This window comes from Streptomyces sp. NPDC021080 (assembly GCF_044333225.1).
Lineage (GTDB): Bacteria > Actinomycetota > Actinomycetes > Streptomycetales > Streptomycetaceae > Streptomyces.
Genome location: NZ_JBIRQM010000028.1, coordinates 25,450 through 39,824, shown reverse-complemented (window position 1 = coordinate 39,824; position 14,375 = coordinate 25,450). Strand labels below are relative to the sequence as shown.

At 70.2% G+C, this 14,375-nt stretch carries 15 protein-coding genes and 2 pseudogenes; 2 read left to right on the top strand and 15 right to left on the bottom strand.

Going from position 1 to position 14,375, the window contains the following annotated elements:
- Positions 1-130: 130 nt before the first annotated feature.
- From ACH4S8_RS41620 to ACH4S8_RS41595, 6 genes and pseudogenes are all read right to left on the bottom strand, one after another.
- Positions 131-1,333 (bottom strand): NAD(P)/FAD-dependent oxidoreductase, encoded by a 1,203-nt coding sequence (locus tag ACH4S8_RS41620; RefSeq protein ID WP_398403902.1) that lies wholly within the window; start codon positions 1,331-1,333, stop codon positions 131-133.
- Entirely contained in the window at positions 1,330-1,692 is a 363-nt protein-coding gene (locus tag ACH4S8_RS41615; protein WP_398403900.1) for a bifunctional 3-phenylpropionate/cinnamic acid dioxygenase ferredoxin subunit, read from the bottom strand. The genes ACH4S8_RS41620 and ACH4S8_RS41615 overlap by 4 nt, the downstream gene beginning before the upstream one ends.
- Before the next feature lie 238 nt (positions 1,693-1,930).
- Positions 1,931-2,142 (bottom strand): annotated as a pseudogene (locus ACH4S8_RS41610) (MBL fold metallo-hydrolase); the annotation flags it as partial.
- 55 nt (positions 2,143-2,197) lie between these two features.
- Positions 2,198-3,283 carry an S-(hydroxymethyl)mycothiol dehydrogenase gene (locus ACH4S8_RS41605; RefSeq protein WP_398403898.1) on the bottom strand — a complete coding sequence of 362 codons (1,086 nt, stop codon included), beginning with the start codon at positions 3,281-3,283 and terminating at the stop codon, positions 2,198-2,200.
- Between the two features lie 511 nt (positions 3,284-3,794).
- Positions 3,795-4,301: a hypothetical protein gene (locus ACH4S8_RS41600; RefSeq protein WP_398403896.1), complete on the bottom strand. Its 507-nt coding sequence runs from the start codon at positions 4,299-4,301 to the stop codon at positions 3,795-3,797.
- 49 nt (positions 4,302-4,350) lie between these two features.
- Positions 4,351-5,031 (bottom strand): TetR family transcriptional regulator, encoded by a 681-nt coding sequence (locus ACH4S8_RS41595; protein ID WP_398403894.1) that lies wholly within the window; start codon positions 5,029-5,031, stop codon positions 4,351-4,353.
- A 58-nt stretch (positions 5,032-5,089) separates the two neighbouring features.
- Here ACH4S8_RS41595 and ACH4S8_RS41590 point away from each other — a divergent pair, with 58 nt between their 5' ends.
- Positions 5,090-5,983, top strand: coding sequence for an SDR family NAD(P)-dependent oxidoreductase (locus ACH4S8_RS41590; RefSeq protein WP_398403892.1), 894 nt, complete (start codon positions 5,090-5,092; stop codon positions 5,981-5,983).
- A gap of 65 nt (positions 5,984-6,048) precedes the next feature.
- Here the strand turns inward: ACH4S8_RS41590 and ACH4S8_RS41585 are convergent, their stop codons facing one another.
- From ACH4S8_RS41585 to ACH4S8_RS41570, 4 genes and pseudogenes are all read right to left on the bottom strand, one after another.
- Complete coding sequence (locus tag ACH4S8_RS41585) at positions 6,049-6,717, bottom strand: NAD(P)H-binding protein (RefSeq protein WP_398403890.1); 669 nt, start codon at positions 6,715-6,717, stop codon at positions 6,049-6,051.
- Entirely contained in the window at positions 6,714-7,019 is a 306-nt protein-coding gene (locus tag ACH4S8_RS41580) for a cupin domain-containing protein (protein ID WP_398403888.1), read from the bottom strand. Before ACH4S8_RS41580 ends, ACH4S8_RS41585 begins: the two co-directional genes overlap by 4 nt.
- A 187-nt stretch (positions 7,020-7,206) precedes the next feature.
- Positions 7,207-7,920 (bottom strand): annotated as a pseudogene (locus ACH4S8_RS41575) (zinc-binding dehydrogenase); the annotation flags it as partial.
- A 364-nt stretch (positions 7,921-8,284) separates the two neighbouring features.
- Positions 8,285-9,277 (bottom strand): AraC family transcriptional regulator, encoded by a 993-nt coding sequence (locus tag ACH4S8_RS41570; RefSeq protein WP_398403886.1) that lies wholly within the window; start codon positions 9,275-9,277, stop codon positions 8,285-8,287.
- A gap of 100 nt (positions 9,278-9,377) precedes the next feature.
- On the opposite strand from ACH4S8_RS41570, the gene ACH4S8_RS41565 reads away from it, so the two are divergent.
- Positions 9,378-10,292 carry an MBL fold metallo-hydrolase gene (locus ACH4S8_RS41565; protein WP_398403884.1) on the top strand — a complete coding sequence of 305 codons (915 nt, stop codon included), beginning with the start codon at positions 9,378-9,380 and terminating at the stop codon, positions 10,290-10,292.
- Here ACH4S8_RS41565 and ACH4S8_RS41560 read toward each other — a convergent pair.
- The 5 genes from ACH4S8_RS41560 to urtB all read right to left on the bottom strand — a co-directional run bounded on the left by ACH4S8_RS41560 (position 10,277) and on the right by urtB (position 14,275).
- The gene (locus tag ACH4S8_RS41560; protein ID WP_398403882.1) at positions 10,277-10,654 is read right to left on the bottom strand and encodes a hypothetical protein; all 378 of its coding nucleotides are present in this window, start codon (positions 10,652-10,654) and stop codon (positions 10,277-10,279) included. The two genes, ACH4S8_RS41565 and ACH4S8_RS41560, sit on opposite strands and share 16 nt — an antisense overlap.
- Positions 10,655-10,783: 129 nt before the next feature.
- Entirely contained in the window at positions 10,784-11,476 is a 693-nt protein-coding gene (urtE, locus tag ACH4S8_RS41555) for an urea ABC transporter ATP-binding subunit UrtE (protein ID WP_398403966.1), read from the bottom strand.
- A gap of 5 nt (positions 11,477-11,481) precedes the next feature.
- Entirely contained in the window at positions 11,482-12,264 is a 783-nt protein-coding gene (gene urtD, locus ACH4S8_RS41550; protein WP_398403880.1) for an urea ABC transporter ATP-binding protein UrtD, read from the bottom strand.
- On the bottom strand, positions 12,261-13,391 hold the full coding sequence (gene urtC, locus ACH4S8_RS41545; RefSeq protein WP_398403878.1) for an urea ABC transporter permease subunit UrtC: 1,131 nt from the start codon (positions 13,389-13,391) through the stop codon (positions 12,261-12,263). The genes urtD and urtC overlap by 4 nt, the downstream gene beginning before the upstream one ends.
- Positions 13,388-14,275 carry an urea ABC transporter permease subunit UrtB gene (gene urtB, locus ACH4S8_RS41540; protein WP_398403876.1) on the bottom strand — a complete coding sequence of 296 codons (888 nt, stop codon included), beginning with the start codon at positions 14,273-14,275 and terminating at the stop codon, positions 13,388-13,390. Before urtB ends, urtC begins: the two co-directional genes overlap by 4 nt.
- Between the last annotated feature and the right edge of the window lie 100 nt (positions 14,276-14,375).

The window sequence follows — 14,375 nt, the reverse complement described above, 5'->3', positions numbered from 1 at the left end:
GGTGCACTCCTCGGGAAACGTCGTGGAGGGGCCATTCACGCGCCGGGAGGAAAGACTCCCGGCAATGTTGTACAGGGAGCAACGCCGCGCGCCATGCGCAACCGAAGCATGAGGTGACTCCGGGGTCGCGTCAAGAGCTCGCGGCCGCGAGCTGCTTGCGCCAGCGGGTGAACAGCCGAGGCTGGTTCATCCCGAGCACGGCGACCGGGACCCCGGCTCGCCGGTAGACGGCCAGGACGTCGCGGTCGTCCGCCACGCCCGCCTCGATGGTCACGCTGTCGGCGGCTGCCGCGTGACCGGCGAACTGGATCTTCACGCCGTACTGGTCGGACCAGAAGTACGGCGGCCGGGGCACCCCCGGTTCCACCGCACCGCCCGCCAGCAGTGCGGCGATCGCGGCGTCGGGACGCTCGCGCGCTCCGGTCCAGTGTTCGACGCGGCGGTGGGCGCCCGCGCGGGCGTCGTACCAGTTGGCGCAGTCGCCGACCGCGACCACGCCGGCCAGGCTGGTACGGCCGTCGGCGCCGCACTTGACGCCGTTGTCGAGTTCGACGCCGGATCCCTCCAGCCACTCGACGCACGGGCGGGCGCCCACACCGACGACGACGATGTCAGCGGGGACACCGCGGCCGTCCTCGAGCAGAACGGCCTCCACCCTCCCCCGGACTCCGCCCGGGGGGACCCCCGTCCCGCTCCGCTCGTCCCCGCTCAGCCCCTTGACCCCCACACCGCACAACAGCCTTACGCCGTGGTCCTCATGGAGGGCGGAGACGATGCCGCCCATCGTCGCGCCGAGCGGTCCGGCCAGGGGCGTCGGGGCCGCCTCCACGACCGTCACGTCCAGTCCGAGGGCGTATGCGGTGGAGGCGACCTCGGCACCGATGAAGCCGCCGCCGATCACCACCAGCCGTCCGCCCCGGGCCAGTTCGTCCCGCAGGGCGCGGGCGTCGTCCAGGGTGCGCAGGGTGTGCACTCCGGCCAGGCCCTCGGACCCGGGCAGGGTACGCGCCGCGGCGCCGGTCGCGATGACGATGCCGTCGGCGCGGACCTCCCGCCCGTCGGCGAGCCGGACGGCGCGCCCGACGCGGTCGAGTCCGGTGGCACGAGCGCCGAGCAGCCACTCCGCCCGCAGGTCCTCGTCGTCCGCCTCCAGCGAGAGATCCGCCTCGCCGAGGGTGCCGGCCAGGAACTCCTTGGACAGCGGGGGCCTGTCGTACGGGCGGTGGAGTTCGTCACCGATGACGACCAGCCGCCCGTCATAGCCCTGTCTCCGCAGCGAGCGCGCCGCCGACAGCCCGGCCAGCGAGGCGCCGACCACGGCGACGGTCCTCACCCGGAACCTCCGGCGAGCCGGGCTGCGACACAGGGCGGCAGGTTGGGGGCGGCTGCGGACAACCGGACGTGGATCACGCCGTCCTCGACGACGACCTCGTGCGTCCGGACCGGGAGCTTGGCCGGCGGAGAGTCGACCGCACCGGTCCTCAGGTCGAACTTCGAAGCGTGCAGCGGGCATTCCACCTCGCAGCCCTCCAGCCAGCCGTCGGCGAGCGAGGCGTCCTGGTGGGTGCAGGTGTCGTCGATGGCGAACAGCTCGCCGTCCTCGGTGTGGAAGACCGAGACCGGCGGATCGATGTCGAGCCGGTGAGCCTCGCCTCGCGGCAGATCCGCGAGACGGCACGCGGGAATCATCATGACACCTCGGTGCGTATAGCGAAACGGATTGCGGTAAGCGCAACAACAGTCTGAGGTCGGCCAGAACCCTTGTCAAGGCGTCCACAGGGCACTCCGAGGCGCCCCATCATGGTGCGCAACACGGAACTTGATTCACATGGAACAACAACAGCCCGCCGCATCGGCTCGCGACGGACGCGGACCGAGGGCGGGCGGTCGAGGGGTACGAGCGGGGCGGTCGAGGAGGTATGAGCGGGCGTCAGAAACCGCGCCCGATCCGCTCCTGGAGGTGCGGCGCCTCGGCGGCGACGGCGGTCGTCCCTCCGTGCCCGGTGTGCACGACGGTGTCGCCCGGCAGTGTCGGCAGCCGGTCCCGGATCGACGCGATGACGGTCGGGAAGTGGCCGTACGACCGCCCCGCCACCCCGGCCCACCGGCGAACAGGGTGTCGCCGCCGAAGAGGACGGTCAGGACCGGTACGTATGAACGTTCCTGAGGTGACGGGGTATTCGGATGCGGGCGGCCGTCAGAAGACCACCACCGAGCGCAGCACATCGCCACCGTGCATCCGCTCGAACGCCTTCTCCACCTCGTCCAGCGCGATGGTCTCCGTGACGAACGCGTCCAGGTCCAGCCGACCCTGCCGGTAGAGATCGACGAGCATCGGGAAGTCACGGGAGGGCAGGCAGTCGCCGTACCAGGAGGACTTGAGCGCGCCGCCGCGGCCGAAGACGTCCAGCAGTGGCAGTTCCAGCTTCATCTCCGGGGTGGGCACACCCACGAGGACGACCGTGCCGGCCAGGTCGCGGGCGTAGAAGGCCTGCTTGTACGTCTCCGGGCGGCCGACCGCCTCGATCACGACGTCGGCGCCGAAGCCGCCGGTCAGTTCGCGGATCGCCTCGACCGCGTCGGTGTTCCTGGAGTTGACCGTGTGGGTCGCGCCCAGCTTCCTGGCCGTCTCCAGCTTGTGGTCGTCGATGTCGACGGCGATGATCCTCGCCGCGCCCGCCAGGTTCGACCCGACGACCGCCGCGTCTCCGACACCACCGCAGCCGATGACCGCGACCGTGTCACCGCGGCCGACCTTGCCGGTGTTGATGGCCGCACCGATGCCGGCCATCACGCCGCACCCCAGCAGTCCGACGGCGGCCGCCGACGCGGCCGGGTCGACCTTCGTGCACTGCCCCGCCGCCACCAGCGTCTTCTCCGCGAACGCGCCGATGCCGAGGGCAGGGGACAGCTCGGTGCCGTCGAGCAAGGTCATCTTCTGCTTCGCGTTGTGGGTGTTGAAGCAGTACCACGGCCGTCCGCGCAGACACGCCCGGCACTGCCCGCACACCGCTCGCCAGTTGAGGATCACGAAGTCGCCGGGGGCGACATCGGTGACGCCCTCCCCCACCGCTTCGACGACGCCTGCGGCCTCGTGCCCCAGCAGGAAGGGGAAGTCGTCGTTGATGCCGCCCTCGCGATAGTGCAGATCGGTGTGGCAGACCCCGCACGCCTCGATCTTCACCAGCGCCTCGCCCGGTCCCGGGTCGGGCACGATGATCGTCTGCAGGCTGACGGGGGCACCCTTGCCCCGCGCGACGACAGCACGGACCTGGTGCGTCATGGCCACTCCTCAGCTGGTCGAGACTCGAATCAGGCGTTGCTCATTACGGCACGGATCTCACGTGCCGCAACACAGCATCGTGGAGTGCCGACCGGGGGTCAAGGAGCCCGACGGGGGTTCCCGCGGCTGGGCGGCTTCGCGGCGGGACGGCATGAATGCGGGCGGAGTGCGGGCTCAGCGGACACCGCACCACTGTTGGACGTGGTGGTCCTGTGGTGAGTCCGAAGCCGGCCGGCGGGCCGCGGCCGACAGGTCCCGATCAGTCCAGTCCGGTGACACCGCTGCCGATCCGAAGAAGGCCGATCGGACGCTGGCGCCCACACCCGAAGGTGCTGCAGGCGGTGGCCGGGCCCCCGACCTCGCGCATCGCCCACGGGCACACACGCCCTCCTTGCCCAGGCGATCCGCCCTGTCTCTCAGCCTTCAGCAGCCCGCACGGGCGTCGACCCAGGCGGCGTCACGGCTCCGGACCACCGGATTCGCTGCTCGGGGCGAGCGCGAGTCGCAGCCCTCATGACCGAGTGGGAATCCGGGTGCGGAGGAGATCGAACGAGGCTCGGCCGCACATGGCTCTCTTGAGCGTTCTGACCCTGTTCACATGGCCTTCGACGACGCCAGAGCTCCAGGGCAGGGTCAGCCCGGCGGTCACCGCATGGAGGTCTTGGCGGAGAAAGCCGGAGCCCTTCATGGGTTTCGAGGCGTCCTGCCCGGCCTGGCGGATCCACTCCAGCAGCAGGTATCCGCGCTGATGGCGGACCATTTCGGTGATCTCCTCGATCGGGACGGCCGACTCGACGCGGTGCAGGCAGCACAAGGTCGACGCGATCCGCGCCCAGACGCCGCAGTGACCGGTCCAGGGCGTGCCGCAGGTACTCCGGGAGACCGTTGTCCATGGTCCGGTCCTCCCGTAGCCGTCGGCCGCAGCGTGAGCCAGATCATCGACGTCCGCATGCCACTTCGGCAGGGCGCAGGCGGCCTGCCGTGATCCTCCGCACGCCTGCACGGAGGCGGCCGTCATGTTTGACCCGTGGTGTCGAGGCAGCGGACCGTCAGGGCACGGTGACGGGTCAGTGCTGCGGCGCTTCACCTCGGCGCCGCGCGACGATCCCTTCCAGCATGGCGGCCAGGATCCGTGCCAGTCGTGGCTCCACGTCCACGATCGCGTGGGCGAGCCGCGGATCGTCGCGGTACAGCGCTGCGACCTCGGGTCCCGGCGTCGCAATGTTCCAGAACGTGCCGGCCATCGACGTCGCGGCGGCGATCAGGTCCACTCCGTCGGCCTCGGTCAGCTCCGGCAGCCGCTCGCGGACCGCGGTGACGGCCGAGGCGACCGCGACCAGAGTCACCAGCTTGAACTCGCGCACCGCCTCGACCGAGACGTTCCGCTCGAGGTTCATCGGCGCCTGCGCGAGCAGGTCGCAGAACATTCCGCGGGCCGCGAGGGTGCGGGCGAAGGCCGCGGCCACGCCCGCCGCGTCGCCGTCGGCGACCCGGCCGATCTCCGTGCACAGGACCGGCGCCCACTCCTGCCAGTCGACCGCGGTCAGCCGCAGGAAGATCTCCTCCCGCGTCTCGAAGTAGCGCAGCAGCGCGGACTTGTGCATGCCCACGGCCGCCGCGATGTCGGTCAACGTGACCTGCCGGATACCGCGCTCGGCGCCCAGGGCCCGCGCGGCGTCCAGGATGGCGGCCTCCCGCTGCTGCTTGGCCTGCGGGGACCGGGCGCGCCGGAAGTCGGTGGTGTCCACGGACCCACTTTAACGCAACCACGTTGCACTATTAACGCAACAGTGTTTCACTAACTGCATGAGTGAGAACACGACCGAGAACACCCAGCAGACCTGGTTCGTCACCGGCTCCTCCCGCGGCTTCGGCCGCGCCCTCGTCCGTGCCGCCCTGGAGGCGGGCGACACCGTCGCGGCGACCGCCCGCCGGCCCGAACAACTCGACGACCTGGCAGCCGAGTTCGGCGACCGAATCGCCCCGATCGCGCTCGACGTGACCGACCCCGCAGCCGCGAAGGCGGCCCTGGAGGAGGCCAGGAAGCACTTCGGACGGATCGACGTACTCGTCAACAACGCCGGCTACGCCAACGTCTCCCCGATCGAGACCACCGACGACGGCGACTTCCGCGCCCAGTTCGAGACGAACTTCTGGGGCGTCTACAACGTCACCAAGGCCGCGATCCCCCTGCTGCGCGAGCAGGGCGGCGGGCTGGTCGTCCAGTTCTCCTCCATGGGCGGCCGCGTCGGCAGCTCCCCGGGCATCGCCTCCTACCAGGCGGCGAAGTTCGCGATCGACGGCTTCAGCCGGGTGCTGCGCGTGGAGACCGCGCCGTTCGGGGTCCGCGTCCTGGTCGTCGAGCCGAGCGGCTTCCGCACCGACTGGGCAGGCTCCTCGATGACCGTGCACGACGTGCCCGAGGGTTACGAGGACACCGTCGGCGCGATCAACCGGCGCATCCGGCAGAGCACCGAGGGCCCCGCCGGCGACCCGGTGCGCGCCGCGGAGATCCTCGTACGAATGGCAAAGCGCCGCGACATCCCGACCAACCTCGCGCTCGGCGCGATGGCGTCGGAGGGATCCATCGCCCAGGACCGGCGACTCCTGGCACAGGACGAGAAGTGGAGCCCCGTCGGGCGGTCCGCGGACTTCGCGGAGGCCTACCCCGTGGACTTCCCCGAGGACGCGACGGCCTAGTGGGCGGCGGAGTTCAGGGCCCGGATACGTAGGTGCTCATGATGGCCTGGCGTCCCCCGGCCCGGTCAGGCGGCGAGCCGGTTGATGTCGGCGGTCCGCAGGACGTGCGGCCCGGCGCCTTTCAGGCGGGTGGTGGCGAGCATGGCGCGGCCTACCTGTTCGGTGCTGGTGACGTAGCGCGGAGCCACGCGCCGGACGACCGGGTACAGCCATGAGGTGAGGCGGTACATCACCCGGTACCAGCGGGTGCGCGACGTCTCGCCGTGGACGGGCTGGATCCATCCGGGCCTGAAGGCGTACGCGTGCATGTCCATGGCCAGGAGGGCGTTTTCCGTGCGGCCCTTGACTCGGGCCCAGGCCGAGCGGCCCGCTTCGGAGCTGTCGGTGCCTTCTCCGGAGACGTAGACGAAAGTCAGGCCGGGGTTGCCGGCGGCGACGACGCGGGCGGCCTCGAGCGTGTACGTGTAGGTGATGGTCTCGTACTCGGCGGCGTCGCGCCCGGCCGCGGAGACGCCCAGGCAGTAGAAGCACGCGTCGGCCCCGGCCAGTTCTCCGGCGATCGGGGTGAGGTCGGTGAAGTCCGCGTGGAGCAGCTCCCGGAGCTTGGGAGCGGCGGCGCCGTCGAGCGGGCGGCGAGCGACAGCGAGGACCTCGGTCACCCCGGGGTCCTCCAGGCAGGCGCGCAGCACCCCCTGGCCGACCATGCCGGACGCCCCGAAAAGGATCACCTTCACCGCATGACCTCCCTAGGCTGATTCATGTGGAATGGTGCGGAATAGTACCCCTCGTCGGTGACGGGCTGCAGCCAGTGCACGACATCGTGCGTCTCGTCGCCCTCGTTGACGGCCACGTGGACCATCAGCCGGTTCGGGGCGGCGCCGTGCCAGCGCTCCTCGTCGGCCTCGAACAGGACGCGGTCGCCGGGCCGGATGACCTCCACCGGTCCGCCGCGACGCCGGCACAGGCCGACGCCTTCGGTGACGAAGACCGTCTGGCCCAGCGAGTGACGGTGCCAGTGCGTGCGGGCCCCGGACATGAAGTGCACCAGGGACGCGGTGACGCGGGACGGGGCCGCGGCGACCGGGGCGACGTAGACGTCGCCGGTGAACCAGTCGGCAGGTCCCTTGAACGTTGTCGATCAAGCTGCGGGTGATCTGCATGGGGGCGTGCTCCTCGTGGTGTGGGAGGTGGGTGTGGTCGGGGCTTGAGCGGGGTGGATGTGGTCAGGGCTTGAGGAGGGTCTTGACGGCGCGACGTTCGTCCATGGCCCTGTAGCCCTCGGCGACCTGCTCCAGCGGAAGGGTGAGGTCGAAGACCTTGCCCGGGTCGATGCGGCACGTGAGGACGCGGTCGATGAGGTCGGGCAGGTAACGGCGCACCGGGGCGGGGCCGCCGCGCAGGCCGACGTGGGAGAAGAACAGCTCCTGGCCGTCGATCGCGGCGTCCTAAGAAACGCCGACGAAGCCGACGCTGCCGCCAGGACGGGCCGAGTGCAGGGCCTGCCGCACGGCCTCCGCGGTGCCGACGCACTCCAGCACGCTGTCTGCGCCGATCCCGCCGGTCAGCTCCTTGATCTTCTCCACGCCCTCCCTGCCGCGCTCGGTGACGACGTCGGTGGCGCCGAACTGACGGGCGAGCCTCTGCCGGGTCTCGTGGCGGAACATGGCGATGATCCGCTCCGCGCCCCTCTCCTTCGCGGCGATCACCGCACACAGACCGACCGCGCCATCACCAACGACCACGGCGGTCGAGCCGGGCCTGACCTCGGCTGCGTCGGCGGCCCACCAGCCGGTGCCCATGACGTCCGAGCAGGCCGGCAGGCTCGGCCACAGGTCCTTGCCGGGCACCTGCTCGGTGGCGACCAGGGTGCCCTGGGCGTTGGGGATACGGACATAGTCGGCCTGGCGGGTGGACATGAACTCGTCCTCTCCGCACGAGCGGAGGTGAGCCGTCCTGCGGGGGCGCCGCGTAGCCGTTCCACGCGTCTTCTCTGCGCGAGCGGAGGTGAGCTGTAGGTTCCATCGTTTCGTGCGCACTGGGTCCTGCGGAAGGCTGGCGTCCACGGGTAATGCGCACTGACCGTGTCAGTTGTCGTTACGCATTCTCCAGGTCACGGACTTGCTCGGTGGTCACAGTAAGTGATCGTTGAATGTGATCGGGCAAGCCGCAGGGAACGTGCACGGTGGTCCGGGCAACCAGGCCCCGACAGCCTCCTGCTTGTCGCCACCGCTGACCTGGTGGCTTCCCAGGGTGAGGGGTGGCTGAGTCCCCAAGTCGCCTGTGGAACCCGTTGGTTGGGTTTCAGCGTCCGTACTCTTCGTCTCTTGGCGGGTCTGTGCGATCAGGCGGGTTCATCAAGGACTCTCTCGTGGAGGCCGAGCGCCCCGCTGTCTCTGCCCGGTACTGCCCCGGGGTAGTACCGAATTCCCGGCTGAAGGCATGTGAGAGGGCGTACGGAGTGCCGTAGCCGACGCGGCGAGCGATGGTGGCCAGAGGGTCCGGGGTGTCGCGGAGCAGGGTGGCGGCGAAGGTCAGGCGCCACCAGGTGAGGTACGCCATCGGCGGGCGGCCGACCAGGGTGGTGAAGCGGCGAGCCAGGGTGGCGCGGGACACGCCTGCCTCGGCGGCCAAGCGGTCGTTGGTCCACGGGGCGGCCGGGTCCGAGTGCAGCGCCCGTAGGGCGGCGGTTGTTATTGGGTCGCCCAGTACGGTCGGCCAGGTGCCGCTCGTGCCCTGGGCCGCCCAGGAGCGGATCATATAGACGAGGAGGAGGTCGAGCAGGCTGGGCACCGCGATGCAGGCGCCGGGTCCTTGTGCGCCCAGCTCGTGGCCCAGCAGGTCGACGGCGGCGCGCAGTTCGGGATGGGTGCCCACTCGGTTCGGCAGGTGGACGACCTTCGGCAGTTCCGCCATGAGCGGGTGCATGCGACTGCGGTCGAGCCGGTACTTGCCGCACAGCATCTGCACCTCGCCGGAGGTGGCTCGGGGCCGGCGCGACCCCCTCTCGTCGAACCATCGTTCGAACGGCACCGCCCGTTCCACGGTCGTCGCATCGACGGGGGCGTCGGCGATCACGTGTCCCGTGCCGTGCGGCAGCAGCACCACGTCACCCGTGCCGAGTGAGACCGGAGAGCCGTTGTCGGGCAGCAGCCAGCAGCTGCCCTCCAGCACCACGTGGAAGCCCGCACCGTCGTACGGGGCGAGCCGCGTGCACCAGTTCCCGCTCACCCGCACTCGGTTTGAGGAGGGACGCCCGATGCGTACTGCCGAGACTGCGTCGCTCACCACATCCATCGGGCGACGATACCAATAGCGTCAGTGGTGAGACGGATGCGTATCCGAATGAGCCGGACAGGCATTGAGAGGCTCATCCGTCCTTCCTAGAGTCGACGACATGAAGAGCGAGAGCATGGAGAGCATCGTGCTCGGCGATGTCGAGGTCATCCGAGTCGTCGAGTGGCAAGGGGCGTTCGCGCCCGCACGCGGCCTGGTTCCGGAGTCCGGCACCGAGGTGTGGAAGGGCAACGAGGGCTGGCTGGCGCCGGATCACTGGGAACCGGACAGCGACAGGGCGGTGGTGGCGCTGCAGACCTGGGTGCTGCGCAGCTGCGGACGGACCGTCCTGGTCGACACCGGGGTAGGGAACGGGCGCGAGCGGCCCGGCTCGGCGCAGTTCCACCACTGGCAGGGCGATTTCCTGGGTGGGCTGGCGCGGGTCGGAGTTCGGCCGGAGGACGTCGACGTCGTCGTCAACACCCACGTCCACGGTGATCACGTCGGTTGGAACACCGTCGGTGTGGACGGAGGGTGGGAGCCCACGTTCCCTAACGCCCAGTACCTCATCCCGGCCGCGGACGACTTCCACTTCGGACCGGACAACGCGTACGGGAACGGCCGCCGGGAGGATGACCGGCTGATCTACGAGGACAGCATCGCGCCCGTCCACCGGGCCGGGCAGAGCGTCCTGTGGGACGGCACCCACCGCATCGATGAATACCTCACTCTGGAGTCCGCGCCAGGCCACACACCCGGCTCATCCGTACTGCGGCTCGCATCCGGGAGCGACCGGGCGGTCTTCGTCGGCGATCTTCTGCACAGCCCGGTGCAGATCCTCACACCCTCCTGCAACAGTTGCTTCTGTCTGGATGCGGAACAAGCAGTGGCCAGTCGCCGGCGGATCCTCGAACGAGCCGCCATCGAAAGCGAGTTGGTCGTCCCTGCACACTTCGGCGGGGCGGGTGCCGTGGAAGTCCGGCAAGAGAACGGCGGGTTCACCCTCGGGCGGTGGGCGGCCTACGGTACGGAGTAGGTCGCGTCAGTCAAGGCAACTACGGACCGCGACCATTGCGCATCGAATCTCGGATTTGCGTATTCAGTGTGCAGCCTGAGATGCGTGCGAGCGGTCCACACCTCGACGTGCCGGCCAAGGCAATACGCCTGCGGCATGGACAGGTTCAGTGCCTGCCGTGGCAGGCGGAGCATCAGACGGTGGGTGCCCCAGTTCGTGACGTACGGGTGAGCGTCGAAGTAGCGCGCGACCATACGGCGCGGATCCCCGCTCAGGTCACCCCACTCATAGGTGTTGGTGAAATTGGTGGCGGTGATCTCGGCCCGGGTGGAAATCGCCCGCAGCTGCCGCGACTTCAACCGGGTGGCCCGCACGTCGGCCATGACACGGCATGGTTGCCCGGTACGGCAGCGCCTGAGCGCGCTCCGTCGCCGTACACGCCGACCAGCCGCACGTCCCCTCGTCCGACCTCCACGCCACCAGGTCGAGGACGACGCTTCAACTGCCCGGGCTCACACGCTCAGTGCCGCTCGTACGGTCTGTTCGGCGGCCGTTCCGCCCTCGCCCGAGGACGTCACGCGTCCGGCCTCCAGCACGTAGTACCGCTGGGCGGCGCGCATGGCGAAGCCGACGTGTTGTTCGACGAGGAGGACGGACAGGCCGCCGCGGCGGGTGAGGTTGAGGATCGTCTCCTCGATCTCGGTGACGACCGACGGCTGGATGCCCTCCGTCGGCTCGTCGAGCAGCAGGAGTCTGGGGCGGGTGATCAGCGCGCGAGCGATGGCGAGTTGCTGGCGCTGGCCGCCGGAGAGCAGGCCGGCGCGGCGGCCGGACAGTTCACGCAGGACAGGGAAGAGGTCCAGTGCCTCGGCGGTGGCCGCTGTACCGTCGGGGCGGCCGTCGGCGACGAGTTGGAGGTTCTCGGCGGTGGTGAGATGGGGGAAGGACTGCTGGCCCTGGGGGACGTAGGCCATCCCTCGGGCGACGCGTTGGTGCGGGGCGAGGTGGGTGATGTCCTCGCCGTCCAGCCGGACGGTGCCGCTCCTGGGCTTGATCAGGCCCATGGCGGCACGCAGCAGCGTGCTCTTGCCGGCACCGTTGTGGCCGAGGACGGTGGCGACGCCGTCCTCGGGCACCGTGAGGGTGACGCCGTGCAGGACCGTGGTGCGGTCGTAGCCGGCCTGGACGGAGGTGATCTCCAGCATCTGATTCACGCCTCCTCGGCGACGGCCACGGGCGGTGCGGAGGCGGGTTCGGGTGCCGCGACGCGGCCGAGGTAGACCTCCTGGACCTTGGTGTCTGCCTGGACCTCGGCGACGGTGCCCTCGCTGAGGACCTTCCCCGCGTGCAGGACGCTGACGCTGCGGGCGAAGGAGCGCATGAAGTCCATGTCGTGCTCGATGACGACGACCGTGCGGTCCGCGCTGATGCGCTGGAGCAGCGCGCCGGTGGCCTCGCGCTCGTCGTGGCTCATACCGGCGACCGGCTCGTCGAGCAGCAGCAGTCTCACGTCCTGGACGAGCAGCATGCCGATCTCCAGCCACTGTTTCTGCCCGTGGGCGAGGACGCCGGCGGGGCGGTCGCGCAGGTGGGTCAGCCCCGTGGTCTCCAGGGCCTTCGCGACCGGTTCGGGGATGTGTCTGCGGCGCCGGAGCATCGTCCACGGGCCCCGCCCGGCGCCCGCCGCGATGTCGAGGTTCTGCAGGACGGTCAGTTCCTCGAAGACCGTGGCCGTCTGGAACGTACGTCCGATGCCCATGCGGGCGATCTTGTGGACGGGCCTGCCCAGCAGGTCCTGGTCGCCGAAGCTCACCGAGCCGGTCGCCCTGACCAGGCCGGTGACGGCGTCGACGAGGGTGGTCTTGCCTGCGCCGTTGGGGCCGATGAGGAAGCGCAGGTCGCCGGGGTGGATGTCGAGGTCGACGCCGTCGACGGCGGTGAAGCCGTCGAAGGTGACCCGCAGGTCGCGGACGGTCAGTCCCTGGCCGCTCATGCCGTTTCTCCCGTCGTACGCGTTGCGGTGGCGGTGGCGGTACGGCGTCTGCGCAGGACAGCGCCCAGGGAGGCCAGGCCGCCGGGCAGGAAGCCGACCGCGACCACGAACAGCAGGCCCTGGAGGTAGGTCCACGCGGCGGGGAAGGCGTCGGAGAGCGTGCTCTGCGTCCAGGCGACCGCGATCGCGCCGAGCACCGCGCCCACCAGTGAGGCCCGGCCGCCGACCGCTGCCCCGATGACGAAGCCGATGGAGGGCACGATCCCGATCAGCGCCGGGGAGATGATCCCGACCGCCGGGACGAAAAGGGCGCCGGCCAGACCCGCCGTGCCGGCCGCGAGGACGTAGGCGACGAGCTTGACGTTGGCCGGGTCGTAGCCGAGGAAACGCACTCGCTCCTCGGAGTCCCTCGTGGCGACGAGGAGTTCACCGTACCGGCTGACGAACAGCTGGCGGCCGCCGGTCATCAGGAGCAGCAGGACGGCGGCGATGATGAAGTACACCATCCGCTGGTTGACGGGGTCGTCGAGGGAGTAGCCGAGGAAGCCGTGGATGTCGGTGAGGCCGTTGGTGCCACCGGTGGTGGCCTGCTGGCCGATCAGCCAGATGGACAGGGCGGCGGCCAGCGCCTGGCTGAGGATGGCGAAGTAGGCGCCTTTGACCCGGCGGCGGAAGACGAAGAAGCCGAGCAGCGCGGCGAGGGCCATCGGGAGCAGCACCGTCATGGCGAGCGCGAAGGCGGGATCGGCGAACGGCCTCCACCACCAGGGCAGAGTGTCACCGGTGCCGTAGAGCTGCATGAAGTCGGGCAGGGTCTGGCCGGTGGCGGCCGCGTCGGTGAGCTTGAGGTGCATGGCCATGGCGTAGCCGCCGAGGCCGAAGAAGACGCCCTGGCCGAGCACCATGAGCCCGCCGCGGCCCCAGGCGAGGCTGACGCCGACCGCGACGATCGCGTAACACAGGTACTTGGCGAGGAGGTTGAGGCGGAAGTCGGAGAGAACGGCTGGTGCGACGCCGAGGAGGAGTACGGCGCCGGATACGAAGGCGGCGGGGACGCGGAGCCGCTGCGGCAGGGACGGGGGCGGAGGCACCGGCGCCACGGTGGTGGGGGTCGTCGTGGTCGTCATGCCAGGCTCCGGGTGCGCAGGGTGTACAGGCCCTTGGGTCGCCACTGCAGGAAGGCGACGATCGCCACGAGGACGATGACCTTGGCGACGCTGACCGTTGTCGAGTATTCGAGGACCGCTTGGAGGATGCCGAGCGCGAAGGCGGTGATGACGCTCCCTTTGAGCTGTCCGATGCCGCCCACGACGACGACCAGGAAGGCGTCGACGATGTAGTTGGTGCCCGTCGTCGGGCCGATCGGGCCGACCAGGGTGAGGGCGACGCCGGCCACTCCCGCGAGGCCCGAGCCGATGAAGAAGGTGATGCGGTCGACCTGCCCGGTGGCGATCCCGGAGACCTCGGCCAGGTCGCGGTTCTGGACGACGGCCCGAATACGGCGGCCCAGTGGCGTGAGTCTCAGGATGAGGGTGAGGGCGAGGACGCTCAGCAGGGCCAGGCCGAGGATGAACAGGCGGTTGCTGGCGAAGGTGATGCCGCCGCCCAGTGCGATGTTGCCGGTGAGGATGTCGGGCGCGGCGGTCTGCACGTTGGGGGCGCCGAAGATGTCGCGGGCGAGTTGCTGGAGCATCAGCGAGACGCCCCAGGTCACGAGCAGCGTGTCCAGTGGGCGGGTGTAGAGGCGGCGGATGAGCAGCCATTCCAGCAGGGCTCCCATGGCTCCGGCAGCCAGGAAGGCGACCGGCAGGGCGACGAGCAGCGAGACGCCCGCGCTGCTGATGGACTTCTGCAGCACGTACGTGGTGTAGGCGCCGGCCATGATGAACTCGCCGTGCGCCATGTTGATCACGCCCATCTGGCCGAAGGTCAGGGTCAGGCCCAGGGCGATGAGCAGCAGGACGGCACCGATGCTGATGCCGGTGAGGGACTGGTTGAGGATGACCGTCATGGGTCGGCTCCGGGTCGGGGGCGAGGGTGCGGGTCTGCGCGGTGTGCCGTGGGCGTGACCCGGCCCCTGGGGAGGGCCGGGTCCGGTGCCGTGCGGGGCG

Bases quoted from the DNA above. Each gene is read 5' to 3' on its own strand.
- ACH4S8_RS41560 (WP_398403882.1), bottom strand. From the start codon at position 10,654: ATGGCCGACGTGCGGGCCACCCGGTTGAAGTCGCGGCAGCTGCGGGCG.
- urtE (WP_398403966.1), bottom strand. From the start codon at position 11,476: ATGCTGGAGATCACCTCCGTCCAGGCCGGCTACGACCGCACCACGGTC.
- urtB (WP_398403876.1), bottom strand. From the start codon at position 14,275: ATGACGGTCATCCTCAACCAGTCCCTCACCGGCATCAGCATCGGTGCC.
- ACH4S8_RS41570 (WP_398403886.1), bottom strand. From the start codon at position 9,277: ATGGATGTGGTGAGCGACGCAGTCTCGGCAGTACGCATCGGGCGTCCC.
- ACH4S8_RS41590 (WP_398403892.1), top strand. From the start codon at position 5,090: ATGAGTGAGAACACGACCGAGAACACCCAGCAGACCTGGTTCGTCACC.
- ACH4S8_RS41580 (WP_398403888.1), bottom strand. From the start codon at position 7,019: ATGTCCGGGGCCCGCACGCACTGGCACCGTCACTCGCTGGGCCAGACG.
- ACH4S8_RS41605 (WP_398403898.1), bottom strand. From the start codon at position 3,283: ATGACGCACCAGGTCCGTGCTGTCGTCGCGCGGGGCAAGGGTGCCCCC.
- ACH4S8_RS41600 (WP_398403896.1), bottom strand. From the start codon at position 4,301: ATGACGGCCGCCTCCGTGCAGGCGTGCGGAGGATCACGGCAGGCCGCC.
- urtD (WP_398403880.1), bottom strand. From the start codon at position 12,264: ATGAGCGGCCAGGGACTGACCGTCCGCGACCTGCGGGTCACCTTCGAC.
- ACH4S8_RS41565 (WP_398403884.1), top strand. From the start codon at position 9,378: ATGAAGAGCGAGAGCATGGAGAGCATCGTGCTCGGCGATGTCGAGGTC.
- urtC (WP_398403878.1), bottom strand. From the start codon at position 13,391: ATGACGACCACGACGACCCCCACCACCGTGGCGCCGGTGCCTCCGCCC.
- ACH4S8_RS41615 (WP_398403900.1), bottom strand. From the start codon at position 1,692: ATGATGATTCCCGCGTGCCGTCTCGCGGATCTGCCGCGAGGCGAGGCT.